The sequence below is a fragment of the Bacillus cereus group sp. N14 genome, assembly GCF_016483555.1.
Taxonomy (GTDB): Bacteria; Bacillota; Bacilli; order Bacillales; family Bacillaceae_G; genus Bacillus_A; species Bacillus_A wiedmannii.
This window is the reverse complement of sequence record NZ_JAEHBQ010000011.1, coordinates 22,560-48,681: the sequence shown is the minus strand read 5'-3', so window position 1 is coordinate 48,681 and position 26,122 is coordinate 22,560. Positions and strand designations below refer to the sequence as shown.

Below are 26,122 nucleotides of genomic sequence, written 5' to 3'. Positions count from 1 at the left end.
TGTAGGAAAGTAATTTACTACATTAATCTTTAAAGGTGAGGATGTAGTTATTCTTAGATAACACCTTGTTCTAAGTACAACATATCTCCTTCTGTAATTGTACATTTCCCATTTGTTAACTCAATCATCCAATCTGTGAATGCTTGTTTTCCGTCTTCTTTTACATACGTATCAAATGTGACATTTTCGAGATAATGTATATCTTTAATGGCATATTTCGAATTACGTAATTCATTTTCAATTTTGCCAAGTAATGTGTAATCAATTTCGGTCTGCATAACACGCATTAGTTTTCGCTGAACAATACCGACATGATTAATGCCTTCGCTTGTACATTTTCCATATGCGCGAATTAATCCACCTGCGCCAAGTTTGATGCCACCAAAATAGCGTGTAACGACAACGACGGTATCTTTTAAACCGCGTTTTTTTAGTACCTCTAACATAGGTACGCCAGCTGTGCCGCTAGGTTCTCCATCATCATTTGCTTTTTGGATTTGATCTTGTTCGCCAATCAAATACGCAGAACAATTATGTGTGGCATTCCAATTTTGTTTTTTTATTTTTTGTATAAATTCTTGAGCTTCTGCTTCGGTTGTAGCTCTGCTAACGTAACAAATAAATCTTGATTTTTGAATGACAATTTCGTGCTCACCGTAGTCTTTGATTGTTAAATATTGTAATAACACTCGTATACGCTCCTATCTACCAAAATGACTAGTACTTTACATTTTAAAAGCGAGCGTTTTTATATTCAAACATTTTTTATAAATAAGTTGAAATTTTTGGTGAGTATTTCACCTTTTTGTTGTAATTTGTCGAGATGGTAAGTATTATTTCAAATTGGCATTTTCATGTATGGATGCACCATTTTTAGTTTTCGTGTAAACTTAGGGAATAAAAACTTTTTTATAAGGCAGGTACGCAAATGAAAACAGCTATTGTTACTGATAGTACAGCATATATACCGAAGCATATTCGTGATGAACTCAATATATATATGATTCCATTAAACGTTGTGTTTGGAACGGAATCTTATCAAGAAGAAGCTGAAATTTCAGTAGATGATTTCTATGTAAAAGTACGTGAGCAAGAAGAACTTCCGAAAACTTCTCAGCCAGCAATCGGAAAGTTTGTTGAGTTATTTGAAGAACTATCTAAGGATTATGATGCGGTTATTAGCATTCATCTTTCAAGTGGGATTAGTGGTACATACCAAACGGCAACGACAGCCGGGCAAATGGTAGAGGGTATTGATGTATATACGTACGACTCTGAAATTAGTTGTGAAGTACAAGGATTCTATGTACGTGAAGGTGCAAAGCTAGCAAGCGAAGGAAAAGATCCGAAAGAGATCGTTGCCCGTTTTGATGAAATGAAGAAAACGATGGACGCTTATTTTGTAGTGGATGATTTACATCATTTACAACGTGGAGGACGATTAAATAGTGCACAAGCTTTCATTGGTAGTTTGTTACAAGTGAAGCCCGTTTTATATTTTAGAGATAAAATCATTATTCCATTTGAAAAGATTCGTACACGTAAAAAAGCGTTAAAACGAATTGTTGAAATTTTTGATGAGCAAGCAAGTCAAGGTGTACCTATGGAAGCAGTTATCATTCATGCACAACGTGAAGAGGAAGCGAATGAATGGAAGGCAGAATTAGAAGCAAAATATCCTCATGTTACAATCCGCACAGGTTATTTCGGTGCTGTAATTGGTACGCATTTAGGTGAAGGTGCACTAGGTCTTGGATGGTATACGAAGTAATAAGATATAAAAAGCTCTCTTTTTGAAGAGGGTTTTTTTACGGATATTTTACGTGTAGTTGACAAGTTAATATTTGGAAATGGTAAAATGTACGTAAAATAAAATAATGAGGAAAGTTTTATAACTTACTTTTTACAAGAAACTATATTATAATAGAAGAGAGGTGAAACATATGGAGCATAATTCTTGTTTATGTCCAAAGTTTGAGTCAGCTTTTACTTTGCTTAGTAAAAAATGGACTGGCTTAATTATTAAATCTTTGCTTGAAGAGTCAAAACGTTTTAGAGAAATCGCAGATATTATACCGAATATGAGCGATCGTATGTTATCAGAGCGTTTAAAGGAATTGGAAAGTGAAGGCATTGTAGTTCGTAATGTTTATCCGGAAGTACCAGTGCGAATCGAGTACGGCTTAACTGAAAAAGGGAAAGCATTAGAAAGTGTTATGGATGAAGTCCAAAATTGGGCTGAGAAATGGATGAAATAACATTTTGATTTCATTTGTATTAGTGTATGTAACAAAACGTAAGGGAAACCTTGCGTTTTTTTTTTGCTTATAAAAAGCTTTTAAAATTCTACACATATATACAAAAATATGCATATTTTGCGATAGAGTTACATATAATATTACATTTGTTTTACAATAGCGTAACATTAGCAAAAAAAATCCCGAAATATGGTATAAACTTTATAGGTTATATACGGAAAAAAGACAAAAGAAAGCGGTGTAAAAAATAAAATGAAAAAGCTAAAAATGGCATCTTGCGCATTAGTTGCAGGGTTAATGTTTTCAGGACTAACACCAAATGTATTTGCAGAAGATAAAATTTCTGACGTGAAATCACAAATTAATACACAAAATGACACTTTACATAAACAACAACAAGAACGTGATGTATTACAAAAGCAAATGAATGACTTAAACAAAACAATTCAAGGTTTGGATAAATCTGTTCAAGAGAATGCTTCAAAACTTGATGAAACAACGAAAAAAGTTGCGGATACTGAGCAATTAATCGAAAATAAAAATAAAGATATTGCAGAACTACAAACGAAAATTGCAAAACGTGAAGAGTTATTAAGAAAACGTTTAGTTGCACTTCAAGAGCAACCAAACACGAACGTTGTAACAGAAGTTCTTGTAAACTCTAAAAACGTTGCAGATTTAGTTGATCGTTTAACTTCTGTTTCTAAAATTCTTGAGTCTGACGAAGATATCATGAAAACACAACAAGAAGATCAAGCGAACGTGAAAAAAGATGTTGAAACGGTAAAAACAAAGCAAAAAGAATTAAAAGAAGCACAAGCTCAAATTGAAACTGCTAAGAAAGAACTTGACGCTGAAAAAGCGAAAAAAGCAACAGCAGTAAACGATTTAAGTGGTAAAATGGATACAGTTGTAACTTCAATGACAAGTACGGAAAGTCAATTGAAAGATCTTGAAAAACAAGCATTACAATTACAACGTATTGCTGAACAAGAAGCACAAGAGAAAGCGGCACAAGAAGCTGCTGCTCAAAAACAAGCAGAACAAGCTGCTAAAGATGCGCAAGCGCCCACAGCACAAGCACCTGCTCAGCAAGCTGCACCAGCAAACAACGGTGGACAAGCTCAAAAAGAAGAGCCTAAAAAGGAAGAACCTAAAAAAGAAGAGCCTAAAAAAGAAGCACCTAAGCAAGAAACGAAAAAACCAGAGCCAGCACCAACTCCAAATGCGGGTGGCGTAATTGGTAAAGCACAAGGTTACTTAGGCTTACCATATGTTTGGGGAAGTGCATCTCCATCAAACGGTGGTTTTGACTGTAGTGGATTCATTTCTTACATCTATGGTGTAGGGCGTCAAGACGTTGCAGGTTACTGGAATTCAGTTTCTCGAGTAAGTAGCCCACAACCTGGAGATTTAGTATTCTTCCAAGGTACTTATAAACCAGGTCCATCTCACATCGGTATTTACGTTGGTAATGGCCAAATGATTCATGCTGGTGATAAAGGGATTGCTTACGCTAGCTTAAGCAGTAGTTACAACCAAAAACATTTCTTAGGTTACGGAAGATTATAGGATTATAATTTAATAAAAAACGTGTATAAAGTCGATAGCTTACTATTTTATAAGTAGGTTATCGGCTTTTTTGAGTTTTTACGAGATTATGAGAAAGGTTTATAGTAGTGCTGGAGGTGGTTGCTGATGTTAGCAGGGAAACAGTTACTATTAGAGGAACTCTCTTCAGATTTACGGGATACATTACAAGATTTGAAAAAGAAGAGGGAGGTCGTATGTGTACAAGGTGTAAAAAAGAAAGCTTCTAAATATATGTGTCAGCGCTGCGGAAATATAGAGCAGCGACTATTTGCGTCATTTTTATGTAAAAGGTGCAGTAAAGTATGTACGTATTGCCGGAAGTGTATAACGATGGGGAGGGTAAGTGAATGTGCTGTACTCGTTCGTGGGATCGCTGAAAGAAAAGGAGAAAAAGGTTTAAATCCGTTACAGTGGAACGGGACCTTGTCTACTGGTCAGGAGTTGGCGGCGCAAGGTGTTATAGAAGCTATTAAGAAGAAAGACTCTTTTTTTATTTGGGCTGTCTGCGGGGCTGGAAAGACAGAAATGTTATTTTACGGTATGGAAGAGGCATTGCGAAAAGGAGAAAGGGTTTGTATCGCAACACCAAGAACAGATGTTGTACTAGAATTAGCACCGAGATTACAAGAAGTGTTTCCACATATAAATGTAGCTGCTTTATACGGAGGGAGTGTAGACCGGGAAAAAGATGCAGCGTTAGTCGTTGCAACTACGCATCAATTGTTACGTTACTATCGAGCGTTTCATGTCATGGTTGTAGATGAGATAGATGCCTTCCCGTATTATGCGGATCAAATGTTACAGTATGCAGTGCAACAAGCGATGAAAGAGAAAGCGGCGCGTATTTATTTAACGGCAACTCCCGATGAAAAGTGGAAACATAATTTCAGAAGGGGTAAACAAAAAGGTATCATTGTCTCTGGACGATACCATCGTCATCCGTTACCAGTTCCTTTATTTTGCTGGTGCGGAAATTGGAAGAAAAGTCTCCACCATAAAAGAATTCCTCGAGTGTTACTACAATGGTTAAAAATGTACGTAAGCAAAAAATATCCCATTTTTTTATTTGTTCCTCATGTGCGATATATAAAAGAATTGAGCCTGATATTGAAAACGTTGGATCCTAGAATCGATGGTGTACATGCAGAAGATCCGATGAGAAAAGAAAAAGTAGCAGCTTTCAGAAAGGGAGAAATTCCGTTATTAGTTACAACGACAATTTTAGAGAGAGGAGTAACTGTGAAGAATTTACAAGTTGCGGTGTTAGGGGCGGAAGAAGAAATCTTTTCAGAAAGTGCGCTCGTACAAATTGCCGGCCGAGCAGGTCGTAGTTTTGAAGAACCTTATGGCGAGGTCGTTTATTTTCATTGTGGTAAGACAGAGGCGATGGTACGCGCGAAAAGGCATATTCAAAGTATGAACAAAAAGGCGAAAGAACAAGGATTAATCGATTAATGCATTGTCTACTTTGCGATGAGTATATGTTGGAAACAGTTAGTTGGTACACCTTCTTTGTAAAGTCTCACAAAAAATATATATGTGATAGGTGTGAGCGGAAACTCTCCTATATTATAGGAGAGATTTGCATGGAGTGTGGGCGACCTTTAGAGGACTTGACTTCCGAATATAAAGAAAATGATATTTGTGTGGATTGCATAAGGTGGATAAAAGAGGAGAAGTATCGTCCTTTTAAAAATCGTTCTTTGCACGTGTACGATGATGAGATGAAAGAAATATTAGCACAGTTTAAGTTTCGGGGAGATGCGGAGTTAGTTCATATTTTTTATCGATCCTTTCGAGAGCTATTTCAAAAGCATTTTACGAGCATTTCAAGTGTTATTGCTGTTCCGCTTAGTAGGGAACGGGAATATGAACGTGGTTTTAATCAGGCAGAGTTATTAGCAGCATGTTTACCTGTCAAAATTTCTTATCCCTCATTAAGAAGAAGGGAAACAGAAAAGCAAAGTAAGAAGACACGTAAAGAAAGGCTTTCGGGAAGTAATCCTTTTTATTTTCAGGGAGAAGATATGTTTCATGATCAACATATTTTACTCGTTGATGATGTATATACGACAGGAATTACAGTTAGACAAATTGGAAGTCTTTTATACGGTAGAGGAGCAAGGGAAGTTTCTAGTTTGACGCTTTGTAGAAGTTGATCTGTAACTGTCGAAAGGGATAATAAAAAGACGATAAGTCTTCTTTGACTTCGTAAGTTGTCATTCGTTATAGTCAAAGTATGGGGCGAATGCCCTGATTTTTAGAGTGAAGGGAATGGAATGAACATGCAAGGAAGAGTGAAATGGTTCAATGCAGAAAAGGGATTTGGGTTTATTGAGCGTGAAGATGGTGATGATGTGTTTGTTCATTTTTCTGCTATTCAACAAGATGGATATAAGTCATTAGAAGAAGGGCAACAAGTTGAGTTTGACATTGTAGATGGAGCACGTGGGCCACAAGCAGCTAATGTTGTAAAACTGTAGGAATATTGTTTTTGGGTAGAGAAAGCTGCGTTTGTGGCAACGTTATATATATAGTAGAACCTCTTGTTTTTTGCAAGAGGTTTTTGTTATGAATCAAGTTGTCAAAAAGTTGTTTCTTTTCTGTAACGAATTGTCCACAGTTATATTCGTTATTCACGATGTTAATAGGATAAAATAAAGATAGAAACGATGCATCTTTTCATTTCAACAAAAAACGATAAAAAAATCGCAATTCCACTAATTTTTTTAAAAAAGTTAGAAGGAGTTTTTAAGCCAATGTCGAAATTATAGTACATAGGCTTGAAAGGAGGAATTCATCTATGAAATTCAACATTCGTGGTGAAAATATTGAAGTAACTCCAGCATTAAAGGAATATGTAGAGAAAAAACTAAGTAAGTTAGAGCGTTATTTTGATACATTCCCAGAGATTAAAGTTAATTTAAAAGTATACTCTGACAAGCAACGTGTCGAGGTAACAATTCCATTTACTGATTTATTACTTCGTGCAGAAGAAACTAATAGCGATATGTACGCTGCTATCGATTTAGTAGTTGATAAACTTGAGCGACAAATTCGTAAACATAAAACAAAGGTAAATCGTAAGTTACGTGAGAAAGGTTCTGTGAAAACGAACTTTATCCTTCCAGAAGCAGTAGCTGTTCTGGATGCGGTAGAAGAGGATGAATTAGAACTTGTACGTACAAAACGATTTGATTTAAAACCGATGGACGTTGAAGAAGCGATCCTACAAATGGATATGCTAGGGCATAATTTCTTCGTCTTCACAAATGCTGATACAAATGAAACTAATGTTGTATATGGCCGTAAAGATGGGAAATATGGTTTAATCGAAACTAAATAATAATTCAAAAGCGCAGCCGAAATGGCTGCGCTTTTTTTGCTGAAAATAGATTTTTTTAAAAAGTTTTCTTAATTTAGAACGAGACATTCGGCCGATTGTTGTCATAGTTATAAGACAAGTGTTACAATTATCATTAGGTATATACATTTTAGTTTTTTTAATTAGGAGAAAAATTGGCATAACATACATTTGATTTTTATAACGACTGATTGTAATAGAAAAAGAAAAAACAATCGGAAGTTTTATTTTAATAAAAAAGAGGAGCGTATTTCCTATGATCGGTATTTTAAAAAAGGTATTTGATGTAAATCAACGCCAAATTAAACGTATGCAGAAGACAGTTGAGCAAATTGATGCATTAGAATCATCTATTAAGCCACTAACAGATGAGCAATTAAAAGGAAAGACGCTTGAATTTAAAGAACGTCTAACAAAAGGTGAGACAGTAGATGATCTACTTCCAGAAGCTTTTGCAGTTGTTCGCGAAGCTGCCACTCGTGTTCTTGGAATGCGTCCGTACGGCGTGCAGTTAATGGGTGGTATTGCCTTACATGAAGGAAATATCTCTGAGATGAAAACGGGTGAAGGTAAAACGTTAACATCTACATTACCTGTATATTTAAATGCTTTAACAGGAAAAGGTGTTCACGTTGTTACGGTCAATGAATACTTAGCACAACGTGATGCGAGCGAAATGGGACAACTTCATGAGTTCCTTGGCTTAACAGTAGGAATTAACTTAAACAGTATGTCACGCGAAGAGAAACAAGAGGCTTATGCTGCTGATATTACGTATAGCACAAATAATGAGCTTGGATTCGATTACTTACGTGACAACATGGTTTTATATAGGGAACAGTGCGTTCAGCGTCCACTTCATTTTGCTATTATCGATGAAGTCGATTCTATTTTAGTCGATGAAGCACGTACGCCGCTTATTATTTCGGGACAAGCTCAAAAATCAACAGAGCTATACATGTTTGCAAATGCATTCGTTCGTACATTAGAAAATGAAAAAGAGTATTCATTTGATGTGAAAACGAAAAATGTAATGTTAACTGAAGATGGTATTACGAAAGCAGAGAAAGCTTTCCATATTGAAAACTTATTCGATTTAAAACATGTCGCACTTCTTCACCATATTAATCAGGCGCTCCGTGCACACGTTGTCATGCACCTTGATACAGATTATGTTGTACAAGAAGGCGAAATCGTAATTGTAGACCAATTCACTGGTCGTCTTATGAAAGGTCGTCGTTATAGCGAAGGTTTGCACCAAGCTATTGAAGCAAAAGAAGGCGTAGAAATTCAAAATGAAAGTATGACACTCGCAACAATTACGTTCCAGAACTATTTCCGTATGTATGAAAAGTTATCTGGTATGACTGGTACAGCGAAAACGGAAGAAGAAGAATTCCGTAGTATTTACAATATGAATGTTATCGTAATTCCAACGAACAAAGATATTATTCGTGATGACCGTGCTGATTTAATCTTCAAATCAATGGAAGGCAAATTCAATGCAGTTGTTGAGGATATTGTAAATCGTCATAAACAAGGGCAACCTATTCTTGTCGGAACAGTTGCAATTGAAACGTCAGAGCTTATTTCAAAAATGTTAACACGTAAAGGTGTACGCCATAACATTTTAAATGCGAAAAACCATGCACGAGAAGCAGATATCATTGCAGAAGCTGGTATGAAAGGTGCTGTAACGATTGCGACGAATATGGCTGGTCGTGGTACGGATATTAAGCTTGGAGACGATATTAAAAACGTTGGTCTAGCAGTTATCGGTACAGAGCGTCACGAAAGCCGTCGTATTGATAATCAGTTACGTGGTCGTGCTGGTCGTCAAGGGGACCCTGGTGTAACGCAGTTCTACTTGTCTATGGAAGATGAACTAATGCGCCGCTTCGGTTCTGACAATATGAAAGCGATGATGGATCGTCTTGGTATGGATGATTCACAGCCGATTGAAAGTAAAATGGTTTCTCGTGCGGTAGAATCTGCACAAAAACGCGTAGAAGGAAATAACTATGATGCACGTAAGCAGTTACTGCAGTACGATGATGTACTTCGTCAGCAACGTGAAGTTATTTACAAACAGCGTCAAGAAGTAATGGATTCTGAGAACTTACGCAGTATTATTGAAGGTATGATGAAATCTACAGTAGAACGTGCTGTTGCGCTTCATACACAAGAGGAAATTGAAGAAGATTGGAACATTAAAGGTCTTGTTGACTACTTAAATACAAACCTTCTGCAAGAAGGTGATATAAAAGAAGAAGAGTTACGTCGTCTTGCTCCAGAGGAAATGAGCGAGCCAATTATCACGAAATTAATAGAGCGTTACAACGACAAAGAAAAGCTTCTGCCAGAAGAGCAAATGCGTGAGTTTGAAAAAGTTGTTGTATTCCGTGTAGTAGATACGAAATGGACAGAGCATATTGATGCGATGGATCACCTTCGTGAAGGTATTCATTTACGTGCTTACGGTCAAATTGATCCACTTCGTGAGTATCAAATGGAAGGATTCGCAATGTTCGAGTCAATGATTGCTTCTATTGAAGAGGAAATCTCTCGTTACATTATGAAAGCTGAAATTGAACAAAACTTAGAGCGTCAAGAAGTTGTTCAAGGTGAAGCTGTTCATCCATCTAGTGATGGCGAAGAGGCGAAGAAAAAACCAGTTGTAAAAGGTGACCAAGTAGGCCGCAACGATTTATGTAAATGTGGTAGCGGTAAAAAATATAAAAACTGCTGTGGTATCGGGAAGTAATACAGGGCGATAGCCCAGATTGCTTTGCAAAATTTTACATCAAAAATATATAATTAAGAAAGTTTAAACTCTCTCCGTCATAAGTGGAGAGAGTTTCCCTTGTTCTCATAAGAAAGTAACAGCAATTACATAGAGGTGAAGGAAATGGAATTAGTAGAAATTAGACAAGAATTAGAGAAAATGGCTAAGAGATTAGCGGCTTTTAGGGGGTCTCTTTGACCTTCCTACTAAGGAGAAACAAATTGCAGAGTTAGAAGAGACAATGATGGGTGCAGGATTTTGGGATGACCAACAAGGTGCACAAGCTGTAATTAACGAAGCTAATGCACTGAAAGAGATGGTTGGAAAGTTCCGTCAGTTAGATGAGACCTTCGAAAATTTAGAAATCACGCATGAGCTTTTAAAAGAAGAGTATGATGAAGATTTACATGAGGAACTTGAATCTGAAGTGAAAGGCTTAATTCAAGAAATGAATGAGTATGAGCTTCAGTTATTACTAAGCGATCCTTATGATAAAAATAACGCTATTTTAGAATTACACCCAGGTGCTGGTGGAACAGAGTCACAAGACTGGGGTTCTATGTTATTACGTATGTACACACGTTGGGCTGAAAAACGTGGGTTTAAAGTAGAAACGGTTGACTACTTACCAGGTGATGAAGCTGGTATTAAGAGTGTTACTTTATTAATTAAAGGTCATAACGCTTACGGTTATTTAAAGGCAGAGAAAGGTGTACATCGTCTTGTACGTATTTCGCCATTCGATTCTTCAGGCCGTCGTCATACATCGTTCGTATCTTGTGAAGTTGTACCTGAGTTCAATGATGAAGTTGAAATCGAAATACGTTCAGAAGACTTAAAAGTTGATACGTACCGTGCAAGTGGTGCAGGTGGACAGCATATTAATACGACAGACTCAGCAGTTCGTATTACACATACACCAACAAACACAGTTGTAACATGTCAGTCAGAGCGTTCGCAAATTAAAAACCGTGAGCACGCGATGAAAATGTTAAAAGCGAAATTATATCAAAAGAAATTAGAAGAGCAACAAGCGGAGTTAGATGAAATTCGCGGTGAACAAAAAGAAATCGGATGGGGTAGCCAAATTCGTTCTTACGTATTCCACCCGTATTCTCTTGTGAAAGACCACCGTACAAATACAGAGGTTGGTAACGTACAAGCAGTTATGGATGGAGAAATTGATCCATTTATTGATGCTTACTTACGTTCTCGCATCTAATAAGCGAAAAAAAGCCAACAAAGTTGTCGGCGTATGCTGAGGATAATCGAGGATATAAAGAATTTGATTTTATTTCTATAGATGAAGTAAAGAGGAAGAGAAGTTGGAAACGACAACTTCTCTTTTTGATGAGATTATATGTAGCATACAATGTTGTATATTGTATTGTAAAAAGTAGAGAATAGTAAAACAGAGCGGTAATAGAGTAAGACTTGAACAGAACTTTTGTGATTTTCTGTTCAACAAGAATTCTTTATAGAAGTTTTTATGTTGTTCACAGAATTGAAACAACTTATGAAAGCTTTATATTATCAGGGTTTTTACTGTATTTTTGAAAAATATGAAATATACCTTAGTTTTTCTATATAAAGATAGTGCTTATAATGAAAATGAGTGTGTTAGGAATGAAAAGAATATCAACAATGGGGAGCGATAGAAGTGAAAAAGAAATTGTTGGCTATTGCGTTAGGAACATCAGTCGTTTTTGCTTTAGGAGCATGTGGAAATAAAGAAGAGAGTAAGCCTTCGAAACAATCTGCAAGCACAGATAGCGCAGAGCAAATTTACCAAAAAAGTTGTATAGGCTGTCACGCGAAAGATTTATCGGGAGCAACTGGACCGGATTTACGAAAAGTGGGACAGAAATATGATGCAGCAGAGATTGAAAAGATTATTGAAAAAGGTCGCGGTTCCATGTCACCAGGAATCATTCAAGGTGAGGATGCGAAAAAAGTAGCTGAGTGGTTAGCTGAACATAAATAAAAAAGGTAAACTGGACGGGTTGGTTATATAATCTTATCCCAAAATGATTTTGGGTAAGAACTATGACGACTCGTTTCCTTTTTTCGGGGTGTAACATAACTGTAACAAAAATGTATCCGAACTGGAAACCGTTTGATGTTACAATGAGGTTTGTAGAATTTTGCTGAAATATATTACATAGTAGTATTGCTTATAAAAAGATTGTAAGTAGACTACCTTCAACAAGAGTGGTTAAGCGAGAATAAAAGGTTATCTTTTATTTTCAGATGTACAGAAAAGTATTTCGAAAAAAATCATTAAGTATTGGGTGATAAATAATGATAAAAATGACGAATGTTTATAAGGAGTACCCGAATGGTATGAAAGCCATTGCTGGTCTCACAGTTAACATTAAACAAGGTGAGTTTGTATACGTAGTTGGACCGAGTGGAGCCGGGAAATCTACATTTATTAAAATGATGTATCGTGAAGAGAAGCCATCTACAGGATCAATTAATGTAAATGGACTTGTTATTGAAACATTAGCAGAAAGAGATGTTCCATATTTCCGTCGTCAATTAGGCGTAATTTTCCAAGATTTTAAATTACTACCTAAGTTAACGGTATATGAGAATGTTGCGTTTGCCTTAGAAGTAATTGAAGAAGAAAAAGAAGCCATTCGTGAGCGTGTAACAGAAGTTTTAGGTCTTGTAGGTCTTGAGGATCGTGCAGACGCACTACCAAGTGAACTTTCGGGCGGAGAGCAGCAACGTGTTGCGATTGCGAGAGCAATTGTTAATAGACCAAAGGTTGTAATTGCCGATGAGCCAACAGGTAACTTAGATATTGAAACAGCTCTTGATATTATGAAGATTTTTACGCGTATTAACGAGCGTGGTACAACGATTGTTATGGCGACACATAACTCAGATATCGTAAATACAATTCGTCATCGTGTAATCGCGATTGAAGGCGGAAAAATTGTTCGAGATGAGATTGAGGGAGGATACGGATATGAAGGCTAAGACCCTTAGTCGACATTTGCGAGAAGGTGTAAAGAATCTATCACGTAATGGATGGATGACGTTTGCTTCTGTTAGTGCAGTAACAGTTACATTATTACTTGTAGGTGTCTTTTTAACAGCGATTATGAATATGAACCATTTTGCGACGAAAGTAGAGCAAGATGTAGAAATTCGTGTACACATTGATCCAGCAGCAAAAGAAGCTGATCAAAAGAAATTAGAAGATGATATGAGTAAGATTGCGAAAGTAGAATCTATTAAATATTCTTCTAAAGAAGAAGAGCTAAAACGCTTAATTAAAAGCTTAGGTGATAGCGGAAAAACGTTTGAGTTATTTGAACAAGATAACCCACTTAAAAACGTATTTATTGTAAAAGCAAAAGAACCAACAGATACAGCGACAATCGCGAAAAAGATTGAGAAAATGCAGTTTGTAAGTAATGTTCAATACGGTAAAGGCCAAGTTGAAAAATTATTTGATACTGTAAAAACAGGACGTAATATCGGGATTGCGTTAATTGCAGGTCTTTTATTCACAGCGATGTTCTTAATCTCTAATACAATTAAAATTACAATTTATGCTCGTAGTACAGAAATCGAAATTATGAAACTGGTAGGTGCAACAAACTGGTTTATTCGTTGGCCGTTCTTATTAGAGGGATTATTCCTAGGAGTATTAGGATCAATTATTCCAATTGGCTTAATTCTAGTTACGTATAATTCACTACAAAGTGTGTTTAACGAAAAACTTGGCGGAACAATTTTCGAACTTCTACCATACAGTCCTTTCGTATTCCAATTAGCTGGTTTACTAGTGTTAATCGGGGCTTTAATCGGTATGTGGGGAAGTGTAATGTCAATTCGTCGCTTCTTAAAAGTATAAAAAGTTGCAAACATAATTCGTACAAGCTTATCATATAGTAGAAATAGGTAAAGGCATCACACACTGTGTGATGCCTTTTGCTACACCACCTGTGTGTTTTGGAAAGGGGAATTCCGCATTGAAACGTAGAGTTGCAATTATTGGAATGGTTGTTGCATTTTTAATTGGTGCTGGCGGAATGTTTGCAGGTATGTCTTTATTTGGGGTTAACCCAGCAGAAGTAACGCAAACAATTTCGAGTGGAAACGCTAGCACCTCACAAGGGAATTTGGCAAAAATTAATGAGGCGTATGCACTAATTGATTCACGTTATGTGGAAGACGTGAAGGATGACAAGTTAGTCGAAGGTGCAATACAAGGCATGTTGTCTACGCTGAAGGACCCTTATTCCACGTATATGGATAAAGAAACGGCTAAACAGTTTAGTGAATCGCTTGATCCTGAGTTAGAGGGGATCGGGGCTGAGGTGAACAAAACGGACGGTAAGCTTATTATCGTATCTCCAATTAAAGGCTCACCGGCAGAAAAGATTGGAATTAAACCGAATGACCAAATTTTATCTGTAGATGGAAATAGTGTGAAAGATTTATCACGTGAAGAAGCAGTATTAAAGATTCGTGGTAAAAAAGGAACGACTGTCGCGATTGAAATTAAGCGTGCAGGAGTAGCTGATCCGATTGTATTTAAAATTAAGCGTGAAAAAATTCCAATCTTCACAGTGTTTAGTTCTGTGAAACAAGAGAGTGGAAAAGATATCGGTTATATGCAAATCACTTCTTTTGCTGAAAATACGGCGAAAGAATTTAAGGATCAGTTAAAAGAGTTAGAGAAGAAAAATATAAAAGGCTTAGTTATTGATGTGCGTGGTAATCCTGGTGGCTACTTAAATAGTGTAGAAGAGATACTAGGGGAAATTATGACGGATAAAAAGCCGATGCTACAAGTAGAGCAACGAAATGGTGAGAAAAAGAAATTCTCTACGGAACTGAAAGAGAAAAAGCCATATCCAATTTCAGTATTAATTGATAACGGAAGTGCTTCTGCTTCTGAGATTTTAGCGGGTGCGCTAAAAGAGGGAGAAGGATACGATTTAATTGGTGAAAAAACGTTTGGTAAAGGTACTGTTCAGCAAGCCGTTCCATTTAAAGATGGCAGCAACATTAAATTAACGATGTTTAAATGGTTAACACCGGATGGAAACTGGATTCATAAAAAAGGAATCGCGCCAACAGTAGAAGTGAAGCAACCAGATTATTATCATGCGACACCAATTCAAATTGAAAAGACACTTTCATACAATTCAAATGATGTGCAAGTAAAACACGCGCAAGAAATGCTTAAGAGTTTAGGATATGTACCAGGACGTGAAGATGGATACTTTAGTAAAGAGACAGAATCAGCGCTGAAAGCATTCCAAAATGCGAATGAGATGGAAGCGACAGGACAGCTGGATAAAAAGACAGCTGAGGCGATTCAAACTAAAATTATTGAAAAAATCCGTTCTGGAGAAAACGATCTACAATTACAGTCAGCATTAAAGTTAATAGTGAAATAAAAAGAAATACAGGCAGTTTGCTGCCTGTATTTTTTTGTGTTAAACAAACGTTTGTCCAGTTATGATAATATAAAAAGAAAGAATGATATAAATGGTGGTGATTGGGTTCGTGGAGGCATGGATTTTTGAAATAATGCGGGCAGTTGGACGTTTTTTCTTACACCCTGCTGTCTATGTATTTTTAATAAGTAGTATCTTCGTTGGATACTTACGTATGTTACGAGAACGAAAGGATTTTTCCTTTAAAGTTTATGATATTTGGTTTGAACTGCGAACATCTCTATTTGCGGGAGTTGGATACGGATTAATCGTATCTATTATTACAATTGGACTTGGCCTTGTTGTTTCCAAAACGAGCTTATGGGTCATCTTACTTTGGACGTTATTATTTGGATTAACTGCTATGTATCGATATTTATCAGCAGCTTATACATTTAGTATCGCAATTGTATGCGTTCTATTATCTTCTAAGCTACCAGTTTCCTTCTTACAGCTTGGAGAAGGGGAAGAGAGTACGATTGTATCTCTTGCTATTTTACTAGGTGTCATGCTCGTTGTAGAGGGCTTGTTGATTTCTAAAAATGCAGTAGGATATTCTACGCCGAAGATTCGTAAGGGTAAGCGTGGGCTAAAGATTGGTTTACACGAATCAAAGCGTTTATGGATCGTTCCTATTTTTATTCTTGTACCAGGTGATGCAGTAACACAGTTTATTTCATGGTGGCCTGTCGTTTCAATCGGTTCACATACCTATTCTCTATTCCTCGTTCCATTTTTAATTGGATTTATGAGAAAGATTAGAAGTTATGAGCCAACAGAAGCTTTATTATTCACAGGAAGACGTGTCTACGGATTAGCAGGAATTGTACTTGTTTTAGGAATCGCAAGTTATTGGTGGCACGTACTTGCCATTATCGCAATGGGAGTCGCAATGCTTGGGCGTTTCACAATTTCCATGCAAGAAAAAATTGCGGATGAGACAAGACCGGCGTACTTCGCTGCACGTAATGATGGGCTTGTTGTATTAGATACAATCCCGAATACAATTGGGGCAGAGCTGAATTTACTGCCTGGAGAAGTAATTACGAAAGTAAATGGAGTCATTCCAGGAAGCGCTGAGGAATTTTATGATGCACTTCAAACGAAGACGACGGGAGCATTTTGTAAGTTAGAAGTATTAGATACAAATGGAGAGCTTCGCCTTGCTCAAACGGCATTATACGCTGGGGGACATCATGAATTAGGTATTGTATTTGTTCAGCAGGAGCATGAGTGGGATTCGGAAGCGATGTAATAATAAAATGAAAGAAGAGGTTATATAACATTGTAGTTATATAGCCTCTTCTTTTTTGATTTACGGTTTTACTTGAGTGTAATGTTGCACAACAAACTCACGAAACGTTTGTGCAGCAAGTGATAAGTAGTGTTTTTCATTCCATACTAAATGAGGCGTCCATTGGCAAACGGGCTCTTCAATATGGAGAAGCGTTAGCGGGGGTAATTCCTTTTTTGCTGCGATTGGTAAAAAAGCAACGCCAAGTCCAGTGCGTACTAAGCCGCTTATTGCTGCAGGTTCATCTCCTTCACATACAATGTTAGGCGTAAACCCAGCTTGTCTGCAGAAATTGTCTGTAATCTCACGGAAGCTATACCCTGGTTTTAGGGAGATAAAAGGATCATTTGCTACTTCACTTAGCTTGATACGATCGCGATCTTTGAGTCGATGTGTACTTGGTACAGCTAGTACGATCTCTTCGGTCATTAATGGAAGACTATAGACTCCTAGTCGATCAATAGGTGAAGGTGTGAGACAAAAGTCGATTTCGCCTTTTTCAAGAAGCTGAATTTTTAATTCTTCTGTAGATGCTTGTGTTATGCGGAAGTTAATGTGTGGATATAGGGCTAGGAAAGGTGCTAGCAATTCAGAGACCCGATTTAAAGTTGTAGTAGCTACTACAACACTTCCTTGTTCTAATCCAGCCATATCTGTAACTTGTCGTTTGCCTACTTCGAGTGCCTCAAGGGCTGTATCCACTTGCTTGAGAAAAGCCTTTCCGAAAGTGTTTAGACGGATTTTTCGTCCGATTCGATCAAATAAGGGAACCCCTAACTCTTCTTCTAATCGAGAGATAGTAACGCTTAAAGCTGGTTGGGAGATATGAAGTTCTTGTGCCGCTTTTGTTATATGTTCCGTCCGAGCGACTGTCTTAAAATACTTGAGCTGCAGCAATTCCATAAATTATGTTCACCTTCTCTTATATACTCGAAGTTATTAATATGATAGTTATTTTATATTTTTGTTTATCAATAATCAATTTTATAATAGGAGTGTGAAAAGAAATACTATAAGAATTTATATATAGATAAAAAATGAGGTGGATGATTTTTGGATATTCAAAAATATTTAGAGCATATTCAATCTGAAAAAAGAGAGGTAAGTTTCTCTTACTTATCTCATCTTCAAAAGCAACATGTACTCAACGTTCACTTTGAGAATCTTGATATTCTTGCAAGAAAACCTCTATCTTTGCGTGAAGAAGATTTATATCAAAAAATTGTTCATGCGAAGAAGGGTGGCGTGTGCTACGAGTTAAACGGAATATTTTATTTTCTGCTAAAAGAATTAGGATTTGATCCCTATCTTATGGCAGGAACTGTATATGTAAGAGAAGGAATTTGGGCTCTTGAAAATGCTCATTTATTCATAATCGCACCAATTGATAATAAAGAGTATTTGGTGGATGTAGGCATGGGCGGTAATTCACCGAGAATTCCTGTTCCGTTGAATGGAGAGGAAGTTGTGGATAGTGATGGTCTTTACCGAGTAAATAAAGACGAGACAACATCATTTTATTATTTGCAAAAAAAGACGGATGATGATTGGGAGATGCTATATCGATTTGAACAGCCGTCTCATAAATGGAACTTGGAAAACATTCATCCAATTTGTGTCTTAACTGAAACAGCTCCAGAATCAATGTTCAATAAGGTGTATTTCCTTTCACGAGTTACAGAAAATGGGCGCATCACCTTGTTAGGAGACACACTGATTATTGTTGATGGAAAAGAAAAAACAAAAGAAAAGCTAGAAAAACATGAGATTAAAGAAACTGTTCGTCGTTATTTTCAAATCCAAGTGTAGTGAGGGGATTTTAGGGTGGGTTAATATGTAACTTTAGATCTACAAGTTAAACCGTTTATTGCACAGTTGGAAGTTACCGGATAAGAACAGAGAAGCGAAAGATTTATCAGGAGTATGATAAGTTTTGAACTATTTAAAGGATGTATTTGTGAAAAAATAAAAGGAACGAAACTTATCAGTAGAGCACTTTGGGTTGAATGCGATCCGTAACATATAGAAATGAAGCCTAATTTCTCATGGATATAAATGAGGAGTTAGGCTTTTTAAATTTATCCACTTTTTTAGTTTCATAGACGGATAACTTGAATAATTATTTGATAATGGTTATCATTTAGGGAGTCTTTTTAATTTTGGAAAATGGAGGTAAGATATGCTACGTAAATTTTTTTCTTACTATAAACCGTATAAAGGTTTATTTATACTCGACTTTTCTTGCGCAGTTGTCGCAGGGTTACTAGAACTTGGCTTCCCGCTTATCGTAAATCAATTTATTGATAAGTTATTGCCCGGACAAAACTGGACGCTTATTTTATGGGCTTGTTTCGGTTTACTTGCAGTGTATATATTAAATGCAGGCTTACAATATGTCGTTACATATTGGGGACATATGCTTGGTGTTAACATTGAAACAGATATGAGGCAGAAATTATTTGATCACATTCAAAAGCTATCATTCAGATTTTTTGACAATAATAAAACAGGTCATTTAATTTCACGTCTTACAAACGACTTAATGGAAATTGGGGAAATTGCTCACCATGGGCCAGAAGATTTATTTATCGCTGTTATGACTTTAGTTGGGGCATTCTCATTTATGATGATGATCAACTGGAAGTTAGCGCTATTAACGTTCTTCGTCATTCCATTCCTATTATGGTTGGCACTTTACTTCAATAAAAAAATGACAGGTACGTTTAGACGTCTATTCTCAGACGTTGCTGATTTCAATGCATGTATTGAGAACAACGTTGGCGGTATCCGTGTTGTACAAGCATTCGGAAATGAAAAGTTTGAGAAAGAGCAATTTGCTGTTAACAACGCTCGTTTCCGTACAACGAAATTAATGGCGTATAAAATTATGGCATTAAATTCATCGATTAGTTATATGCTCATGCGTCTCGTAACACTCTTCGTCTTAATATGCGGTACATGGTTTGTTCTGCAAGGTGAATTAACGTACGGTGGATTTATCGGATTCGTTCTATTAACGAATATTTTCTTCCGCCCAATTGAAAAAATTAATGCGGTAATCGAAAGCTATCCGAAAGGAATCGCTGGTTTTAAGAGGTATGTAGAGCTTCTTGAAACAGAGCCAGATATTGTAGACTCTAAAGATGCGATGGAAGTTAAACATGTACATGGTGATATTCAATATAGCAACGTTACATTCGGATATGAAAACAAAGAACCGATTTTAAATGATATTAGTTTGAAAATACATGCAGGTGAAACAGTTGCGTTCGTAGGACCATCAGGAGCTGGAAAAACGACGTTATGTAGTCTATTACCACGTTTTTATGAACAATCGTCTGGATCGATTCAAATTGATGGTATTGATACGAAAGATATGACGTTATCTTCACTTCGTAAGCAAATTGGAATTGTGCAGCAAGATGTGTTCTTATTCTCAGGAACAATTCGTGAAAATATCGCTTACGGAAACTTAAAGGCGTCAGAAGCTGAAATTTGGCAGGCAGTAAAACGTGCGCAGTTAGAAGACTTAATTTACTCACAACCAGACGGTTTAGATACCGTTATCGGTGAGCGTGGTGTGAAACTTTCTGGTGGACAGAAGCAACGTCTAGCGATTGCTCGTATGTTCTTGAAAAACCCGCCAATTTTAATATTAGATGAAGCGACTTCCGCATTAGATACAGAGACGGAACTTGCGATTCAAAAATCACTTGCTGAACTATCTGTCGGCCGTACAACATTAGTTATCGCTCACAGACTTGCAACGATTAAAAATGCAGATCGTATCGTCGTTGTAAATAAAGATGGTATTGCAGAACAAGGTTCACATGATGAATTAATTGAGCAAGGCGGAGGATACAGCAGGTTATACGAAGCACAGTTCAGTTCATAAATATAATTTCTACTGAATTAGCACATCATATAAGTAGATGGAAATCTCATATGGGAGGCTATGAAGCATGATTGTAACAACAACGTCTACAATTCAAGGAAAAGAAATTATTGAGTATATCGATATCGTCAATGGAGAGGCGATTATGGGCGCGAATATCGTTCGTGACCTTTTCGCCTCTGTCCGTGACGTTGTCGGCGGTCGTGCGGGTGCTTATGAAAGTAAATTAAAAGAAGCACGCGACATCGCAATGGAAGAGATGAAAACTTTCGCAAGACAAAAAAATGCGAATGCAATTGTTGGTATCGACGTGGATTACGAAGTAGTTCGCGAAGGAATGCTAATGGTTGCAGTGAGCGGAACTGCTGTCCGTATTTAAAGTGAAAAGCCGTGCTGATGCACGGCTTTTTCACTTTTATTAATGCTATTCTATGTCGAAGTTCCAATATTTCTTGGGAAATGCGGAAGGCCTTGTCGAGATATAGGGAAGACATTAGAGCGCTTCTTTACATTTCTGGATTTGAACTAATAATGTTTCGTATTCTTGTTCGAGAGATGGGATATCATCGTGATGATTTGGCATGGAAATTCGGCCGATAATTTCTGTTAATTTTGTTTGTAATCGTAATAATTCTTGTTCAGTTACGTTTACAGAATCCCCGGTGGTTCTTTTTGTGTATTGCTCGTAATTACCGTGGAATATTCTTGGTTTACTCTCATCTACTTGTAGAATATGGTCTGCAACAGAGCGAATAAAGGCACGGTCATGGCTAATGAAAAGTATTGTGCCAGGATATTCTTGTAACATGATTTCTAATTCTTCTTGCGTCGCTAAGTCTAAATAGTTTGTCGGTTCATCGAGCAGAAGCATATTATAGTTTCCTAAAAATACTTTTGCGAGTGCGACCTTCATTCGTTCGCCGCCACTTAAGACATGTACAGGTTTATGAACATCTTCACGGCGGAATAAAAGCCGTGCAAGTATTGTTCTAACGAATGCTTCTGTATAGTTGGTTTCTTCTAGAACGTTCTCTAAAATGGTTTTATCTGTTTTTAAAATTGATAGTGTTTGTTCAAAGTATCCAATTTTACAACTTTTCGAAAGCTGAATGCCACGCTCGTTTGCGAGAAGCATGTTGAACAAAGTTGTTTTGCCGCTTCCGTTTGCACCTAAAATAGCAAGTTTTGCACCAGGGGCAATAGTTCCATTCATATTTTTAAATAGTGTGCGGTCGCCTATTTTCTTTGTTGCTTTATTGAACTGTACTGCCACTTTACTATGAATGGGTGTATGGTATTGCACGTCAAACTGAGTCTGAGAAAGATCCTTTGACTTTTCTTTCTTTTCTAGTTTTTCGAGACGTGTTTCTAGTGCGTTCGCTGCTTTGCTAACCTGTTCTTGGCCATGAGCCCCGCTTAACTTATAAAGTTTAGATTCAGATGAACTGAAGCGAGTTGGGATTTTTGTCATATTAGAAGCACGTTGCTTTTTTTGTGAAATTGATTGCTCTAAACGATTTTTTTCTTGTATATATTGATCATATTCTGCTTGTTTTTGTGTTCGTTCACGTTCTTTTTGCCTTCGATAGTTGGAATAGTTTCCTTTATACTCTTGAATCGTCCCGTCTTCAATTTCAATAATTTTTGTACATATATTATCTAGAAATTCACGATCATGCGATATTAAAACAAGTGACCCTTTATAAGATAAAAGTGCCTTTTCTAATTGCTCTGTACCAACCATATCTAAGTGGCTTGTTGGTTCATCAGCAAATAAAATTCCTGCATCTTGTTCGAGAGCATGAGCAATCTTTAGCCGCATTCGTTCACCACCGCTCATTGCATCTGTAACGTTTGAAATACTCCATTTTCCTTTTGCGAGAGCAGAAGTGGTTTCCGGTAGTTCCTCGCTAAGTTGAGGAATGATGCTGATAGAACTATGATGAGTTACTATGCCTTTGTCAGCTTCTATTTCTTTACTTAATATTTGTAATAACGTAGATTTACCAGCTCCGTTGACTCCGACAATTCCTATGCGATCCTGTGCTTGAATTTCCAGTGACGGTAACGTAAATAGTGTGCGATCACCAAAGCTCTTTTCAATATTGCGTGCGAATAAAATAGTCATAAAAAAACCTCCCTAGTTTCACTAGAGAGGATAAACGTCGCCCTTGCATGTAAAAAATCGTACATAAATAAACGATTTTTTTACATGATCGTTTCGAAAGAAAGTATCGACAAATGGACAGACTAATCCCCTGCTAGTTTTCATCATTTTTTGTTCACTATTTGTGATGGATGAAATAAATAAGAGAATTAGAACTTCATTGGTCAAAGTACCTTCCTTTCATAATGTTACTTTTATTGTATGCGCATACAAAATGGTTTGTCAAACTTATTTCTATTTACTGTTTTTGAACTTATTATTATACAATTGTACTTTTGCTAGAGCCTCAGCATCATTTTTGATTTCATCCAATCCATTCGCATCCCCAATAACATACCCTTCAAATGATGAACCAACAAAATCAAAGATATATTGAAACTGAGCAATAAGCGGTAATGCTTTCAGCTTTGGATTGTCTCCGCCAACGATGACAACGTACATTTTTTTACCTTTCATTTTTTCTTTGAAATGAAGGGATGTATCGCGTAAGCTTTGTGACCAGCGATCGACGAAGTTTTTCATATGACCGCTCATTCCATACCAGTATAGCGGTGTAGCAAAGATAATTGTGTCGTGCTCTAACATACGCTCGATTAACTGCTCGTAGTCATCATTTACAGGTTGGAATCCTTCTGCATCATGACGTTGGTCTGTAATAGGATGGACTGTATGGTCTTGCAAGTAAATTTGTTCTGTTTCAATTCCATCGATCATCGTATGTGTTAAAGCTTCTGTATTGCCATTTTGTCTTGAACTGCCATGTATAACAAACATGTAATCATTCCTTTTCTTTTGCTTGTTTTAGGAGTGAAACGTGTTTTTGCAAATTCGTTTGAATGCTGGAAAGTAATGAGATTTGCTTCGTTACTTCATTGAGTTTATCTTCATAAAGCGTAAGGATACTGCTGCAAGGATTTTCGTACAGGTGTGGTTCAATTTCAAGGCAACGCAGCATCCTTGCCGTCTCTTCTAAATTTAAGCCAATTTGTAAGTACATTTGAATAAGTTCTACTTTTTTGATGGCATTTTCATCAAAATCACGGTAGCCATTTGTGAGGCGTTTAGAAGGGAGTAATCCCTTTTCCTCATAATGTCTTAGTGATCTTTCGCTAACGCCAGTTTCTTTTGATAACTCTCCAATTCGCAACGTGTTTCACTCCTTTTAAACGTATTGTAAACCTTCACACTAATGTGAAGGTCAACTCTGTTTTTTCGCAAAAGAATCTACATGATTTAAAAACACTTGAATAGCTTTAGACTGAATAAAGTATTTGCCACGCACGATGGAGAAGGGACGGATGAGTTGTTCATTTGGAACTTCGACGTGGAATAGCTCTTTTGCCAGTAGCTCTTTCCGTACAGTCCAATCAGAAAGGATAGCGATGCCAAGCCCAGCACTAACTGCTTCCTTCACGCTTTGAATACTACTGAATGTAAAGAATCGTTTCATTTTTAAATGGTGTTGATGAATAAAGCGATCACTATAAGCACGTGTTCCAGAACCACTTTCTCTTAATACCCATACTTGATCTTGGAGTGTGTTTTCATTTATTTCATTTGTGTGGAGCAGTGGATGATTTGGCGGAACGACGAGCTTCATTTCATCTTGCATAAATGTTTCAACGTCAACATCGGCATATACGACTTGCCCTTCCACTAAGCCGATATCAATTTGATTAGAGCGAAGGCTTTGCAAAACGTCTTCTGTATTTGAGATAAAAGTATGAACTTCGACGTGTGGATTTTCATTCGCATAGTTAGCTAGTATTTTTGGAAGTAAGTATTCGCCAATTGTAAAACTAGCACCGATGCGAAGAGTTCCTGTTACAACGTTATGTAATTCGTTAATTTCTTGTTTAGCATCTTCGTAAAGAGAGAGCATTTGCTTTGCGTGTATATATAAAATGTTTCCAGCCTCTGTCACTTGAACGTGCTTAGGAGAGCGCTGAATAAGTGTAGTGCCAAATTCGTTTTCTAAGTTGCGTATGTGCATACTTACGCCAGGCTGTGAAAGGTTTAATAATTCTGCTGCACGGGAGAAGTGTTTCTGTTCAACGACAGTAACAAAAATCTTTAAAATGTCTACGTTCATATAATGGGATCCTTTCGTTTTTCTATCATCTTATCATAAGTATTTCTGATGATAGAGATTCAATATTGATATTAAACTTATTATAGAAACTCTCTTATAATGTAAGTAGAAAGAACATGCATGTTCCAATACGATTATTGGGGTGGTACAAAGTGGAACAAACACTTGTTATACAAAAGAAAAAGGGCTTTGGATTTTCGCAAGGAATTGGGATTACATTATTAATCGCAATTGCCGCGAAATATTTAGCAGAGCTTCCATTTTTAAATATTATGGGACAATTAGTAATTGCTATTCTAATTGGGATGGTTTGGCGAGCAACTATCGGAGTTCCGCAAGAAGCGATAGTTGGAACGAATTTCGCGAGTAAGAAGTTGCTTCGCTTTGGGATCATCTTACTTGGAATGCGGTTAAATCTTGTTGATATTGCGAAGGCGGGACCGAAAGTATTGGTCATCGCAGCGGTTGTTATTACATTTACGATTTTCGTTGTATATGGGCTAACGAAAGTATTTAAGGTAGAAAAGAAACTCGGAATTTTAACAGCGTGCGGAACAGCAATTTGCGGCGCGGCTGCGGTCGTGGCAATTGCACCGCAAGTGAAAGCGAAGGATGAAGAAACGGCAGTTGGGGCAGCAATTATTGCAATTTTAGGTACAATATTTACACTTATTTATACGCTATTATACCCAGTGCTTGGCTTCTCACCGTACGGTTACGGTGTATTCTCAGGTGCGACGCTGCACGAAATCGCTCATGTCATCGCAGCTGCGGCGCCAGGAGGAAGTACGGCTGTAGACATCGCAGTTATCGTGAAATTAACGCGCGTTGCAATGCTTGTGCCAGTAGCGATTTTAATTGGATTATGGTTTGGTAAGAGTGAAGGCAGCGAGGAAAAAAAATCGTGGCGTGACCTTCCAATTCCGTGGTTCATCTTCGGATTTTTAGCGATGAGTGCAGTGCATTCGCTCGGGGTTATACCAGAAGTTGTTGCCGGATACATTGTTGTCATTGCTTACATGCTTATTGCAATGGCGATGGCGGGTCTTGGTTTAAATGTAGAGTTTAAAACGTTCCGTAAGTTAGGAAGTAAGGCATTCGTGGCGGGGCTGATCGGCTCGGTTTTTCTTTCTATTCTTGGATACGTTCTTGTATATGTATTAGGATTTATGTAGTAGGACGAAGAAGCTGTTCCAAAAGATATTTTGG

General features: G+C 37.1%; 23 protein-coding genes and 1 pseudogene. 18 read left to right on the top strand and 6 right to left on the bottom strand.

Annotated elements, in window-relative coordinates; translation table 11 throughout:
• Window positions 1–53: 53 nt before the first annotated feature.
• Window positions 54–689 carry a YigZ family protein gene (locus JDS82_RS16680; protein ID WP_199713607.1) on the bottom strand — a complete coding sequence of 212 codons (636 nt, stop codon included), beginning with the start codon at window positions 687–689 and terminating at the stop codon, window positions 54–56.
• 239 nt (window positions 690–928) lie between these two features.
• Between JDS82_RS16680 and JDS82_RS16675 the strand changes: the two genes are divergently transcribed.
• From JDS82_RS16675 to JDS82_RS16610, 14 genes and pseudogenes are all read left to right on the top strand, one after another.
• Window positions 929–1,771, top strand: a complete 843-nt coding sequence (locus tag JDS82_RS16675; RefSeq protein ID WP_000844775.1) for a DegV family protein — start codon at window positions 929–931, stop codon at window positions 1,769–1,771.
• 172 nt (window positions 1,772–1,943) lie between these two features.
• Entirely contained in the window at window positions 1,944–2,258 is a 315-nt protein-coding gene (locus JDS82_RS16670; protein ID WP_000400858.1) for a winged helix-turn-helix transcriptional regulator, read from the top strand.
• Window positions 2,259–2,404: 146 nt separating this feature from the next.
• Window positions 2,405–3,830: pseudogene (locus JDS82_RS16665) on the top strand (C40 family peptidase).
• A 126-nt stretch (window positions 3,831–3,956) separates the two neighbouring features.
• A complete protein-coding gene (gene comFA, locus JDS82_RS16660; RefSeq protein ID WP_199713606.1) occupies window positions 3,957–5,306 on the top strand; it encodes an ATP-dependent helicase ComFA in 1,350 nt (449 codons plus the stop codon).
• A complete protein-coding gene (locus JDS82_RS16655) occupies window positions 5,306–6,010 on the top strand; it encodes a ComF family protein (protein ID WP_088321296.1) in 705 nt (234 codons plus the stop codon). The genes comFA and JDS82_RS16655 overlap by 1 nt, the downstream gene beginning before the upstream one ends.
• 126 nt (window positions 6,011–6,136) lie before the next feature.
• Window positions 6,137–6,334 (top strand): cold shock protein CspC, encoded by a 198-nt coding sequence (cspC, locus tag JDS82_RS16650; protein WP_001990088.1) that lies wholly within the window; start codon window positions 6,137–6,139, stop codon window positions 6,332–6,334.
• A 320-nt stretch (window positions 6,335–6,654) separates the two neighbouring features.
• Entirely contained in the window at window positions 6,655–7,197 is a 543-nt protein-coding gene (hpf, locus tag JDS82_RS16645) for a ribosome hibernation-promoting factor, HPF/YfiA family (RefSeq protein WP_000671193.1), read from the top strand.
• Window positions 7,198–7,471: 274 nt separating this feature from the next.
• Entirely contained in the window at window positions 7,472–9,979 is a 2,508-nt protein-coding gene (gene secA / locus JDS82_RS16640) for a preprotein translocase subunit SecA (protein ID WP_000579394.1), read from the top strand.
• Between the two features lie 144 nt (window positions 9,980–10,123).
• Window positions 10,124–11,222, top strand: a protein-coding gene (gene prfB / locus JDS82_RS16635) for a peptide chain release factor 2 (RefSeq protein WP_096001656.1) whose coding sequence is annotated in 2 segments (ribosomal slippage) — window positions 10,124–10,195 and window positions 10,197–11,222 — 1,098 coding nt in all. Because the reading frame shifts where the segments join, the coding sequence is not laid out codon by codon here.
• A gap of 438 nt (window positions 11,223–11,660) precedes the next feature.
• Window positions 11,661–11,984, top strand: coding sequence for a cytochrome c551 (cccB, locus tag JDS82_RS16630; RefSeq protein WP_000727965.1), 324 nt, complete (start codon window positions 11,661–11,663; stop codon window positions 11,982–11,984).
• Window positions 11,985–12,301: 317 nt separating this feature from the next.
• Complete coding sequence (ftsE, locus tag JDS82_RS16625; RefSeq protein ID WP_000594325.1) at window positions 12,302–12,988, top strand: cell division ATP-binding protein FtsE; 687 nt, start codon at window positions 12,302–12,304, stop codon at window positions 12,986–12,988.
• Window positions 12,978–13,871, top strand: coding sequence for a permease-like cell division protein FtsX (gene ftsX / locus JDS82_RS16620; protein WP_000645020.1), 894 nt, complete (start codon window positions 12,978–12,980; stop codon window positions 13,869–13,871). Before ftsE ends, ftsX begins: the two co-directional genes overlap by 11 nt.
• Window positions 13,872–13,989: 118 nt before the next feature.
• Window positions 13,990–15,426 carry a S41 family peptidase gene (locus JDS82_RS16615; RefSeq protein ID WP_000830301.1) on the top strand — a complete coding sequence of 479 codons (1,437 nt, stop codon included), beginning with the start codon at window positions 13,990–13,992 and terminating at the stop codon, window positions 15,424–15,426.
• Between the two features lie 91 nt (window positions 15,427–15,517).
• Window positions 15,518–16,720, top strand: coding sequence for a PDZ domain-containing protein (locus JDS82_RS16610; RefSeq protein ID WP_048566663.1), 1,203 nt, complete (start codon window positions 15,518–15,520; stop codon window positions 16,718–16,720).
• Between the two features lie 60 nt (window positions 16,721–16,780).
• Here JDS82_RS16610 and JDS82_RS16605 read toward each other — a convergent pair whose 3' ends face one another.
• Window positions 16,781–17,662, bottom strand: a complete 882-nt coding sequence (locus JDS82_RS16605) for a LysR family transcriptional regulator (protein WP_064470717.1) — start codon at window positions 17,660–17,662, stop codon at window positions 16,781–16,783.
• A 150-nt stretch (window positions 17,663–17,812) separates the two neighbouring features.
• Between JDS82_RS16605 and JDS82_RS16600 the strand changes: the two genes are divergently transcribed.
• The 3 genes from JDS82_RS16600 (at window position 17,813) to JDS82_RS16590 (ending at window position 21,033) form a co-directional block, all read left to right on the top strand.
• Window positions 17,813–18,568 (top strand): arylamine N-acetyltransferase family protein, encoded by a 756-nt coding sequence (locus JDS82_RS16600; protein WP_064057313.1) that lies wholly within the window; start codon window positions 17,813–17,815, stop codon window positions 18,566–18,568.
• A 370-nt stretch (window positions 18,569–18,938) separates the two neighbouring features.
• Entirely contained in the window at window positions 18,939–20,654 is a 1,716-nt protein-coding gene (locus JDS82_RS16595; protein WP_000944611.1) for an ABC transporter ATP-binding protein, read from the top strand.
• A 67-nt stretch (window positions 20,655–20,721) separates the two neighbouring features.
• Window positions 20,722–21,033, top strand: a complete 312-nt coding sequence (locus JDS82_RS16590) for a heavy metal-binding domain-containing protein (RefSeq protein WP_000637523.1) — start codon at window positions 20,722–20,724, stop codon at window positions 21,031–21,033.
• A 114-nt stretch (window positions 21,034–21,147) separates the two neighbouring features.
• On the opposite strand, the gene abc-f is transcribed toward JDS82_RS16590, so the two are convergent.
• The 4 genes from abc-f to JDS82_RS16570 all read right to left on the bottom strand — a co-directional run bounded on the left by abc-f (window position 21,148) and on the right by JDS82_RS16570 (window position 24,913).
• Window positions 21,148–22,782, bottom strand: a complete 1,635-nt coding sequence (gene abc-f / locus JDS82_RS16585) for a ribosomal protection-like ABC-F family protein (protein WP_199713605.1) — start codon at window positions 22,780–22,782, stop codon at window positions 21,148–21,150.
• 273 nt (window positions 22,783–23,055) lie between these two features.
• Complete coding sequence (locus JDS82_RS16580) at window positions 23,056–23,595, bottom strand: flavodoxin family protein (RefSeq protein ID WP_000497637.1); 540 nt, start codon at window positions 23,593–23,595, stop codon at window positions 23,056–23,058.
• A gap of 4 nt (window positions 23,596–23,599) precedes the next feature.
• Window positions 23,600–23,968, bottom strand: coding sequence for a MerR family transcriptional regulator (locus JDS82_RS16575; RefSeq protein ID WP_001219220.1), 369 nt, complete (start codon window positions 23,966–23,968; stop codon window positions 23,600–23,602).
• Window positions 23,969–24,019: 51 nt separating this feature from the next.
• Window positions 24,020–24,913: a LysR family transcriptional regulator gene (locus JDS82_RS16570; RefSeq protein WP_048566661.1), complete on the bottom strand. Its 894-nt coding sequence runs from the start codon at window positions 24,911–24,913 to the stop codon at window positions 24,020–24,022.
• Window positions 24,914–25,065: 152 nt separating this feature from the next.
• Between JDS82_RS16570 and JDS82_RS16565 the strand changes: the two genes are divergently transcribed.
• Entirely contained in the window at window positions 25,066–26,088 is a 1,023-nt protein-coding gene (locus JDS82_RS16565) for a putative sulfate exporter family transporter (protein WP_199713604.1), read from the top strand.
• The last annotated feature ends 34 nt before the right edge of the window (window positions 26,089–26,122 follow it).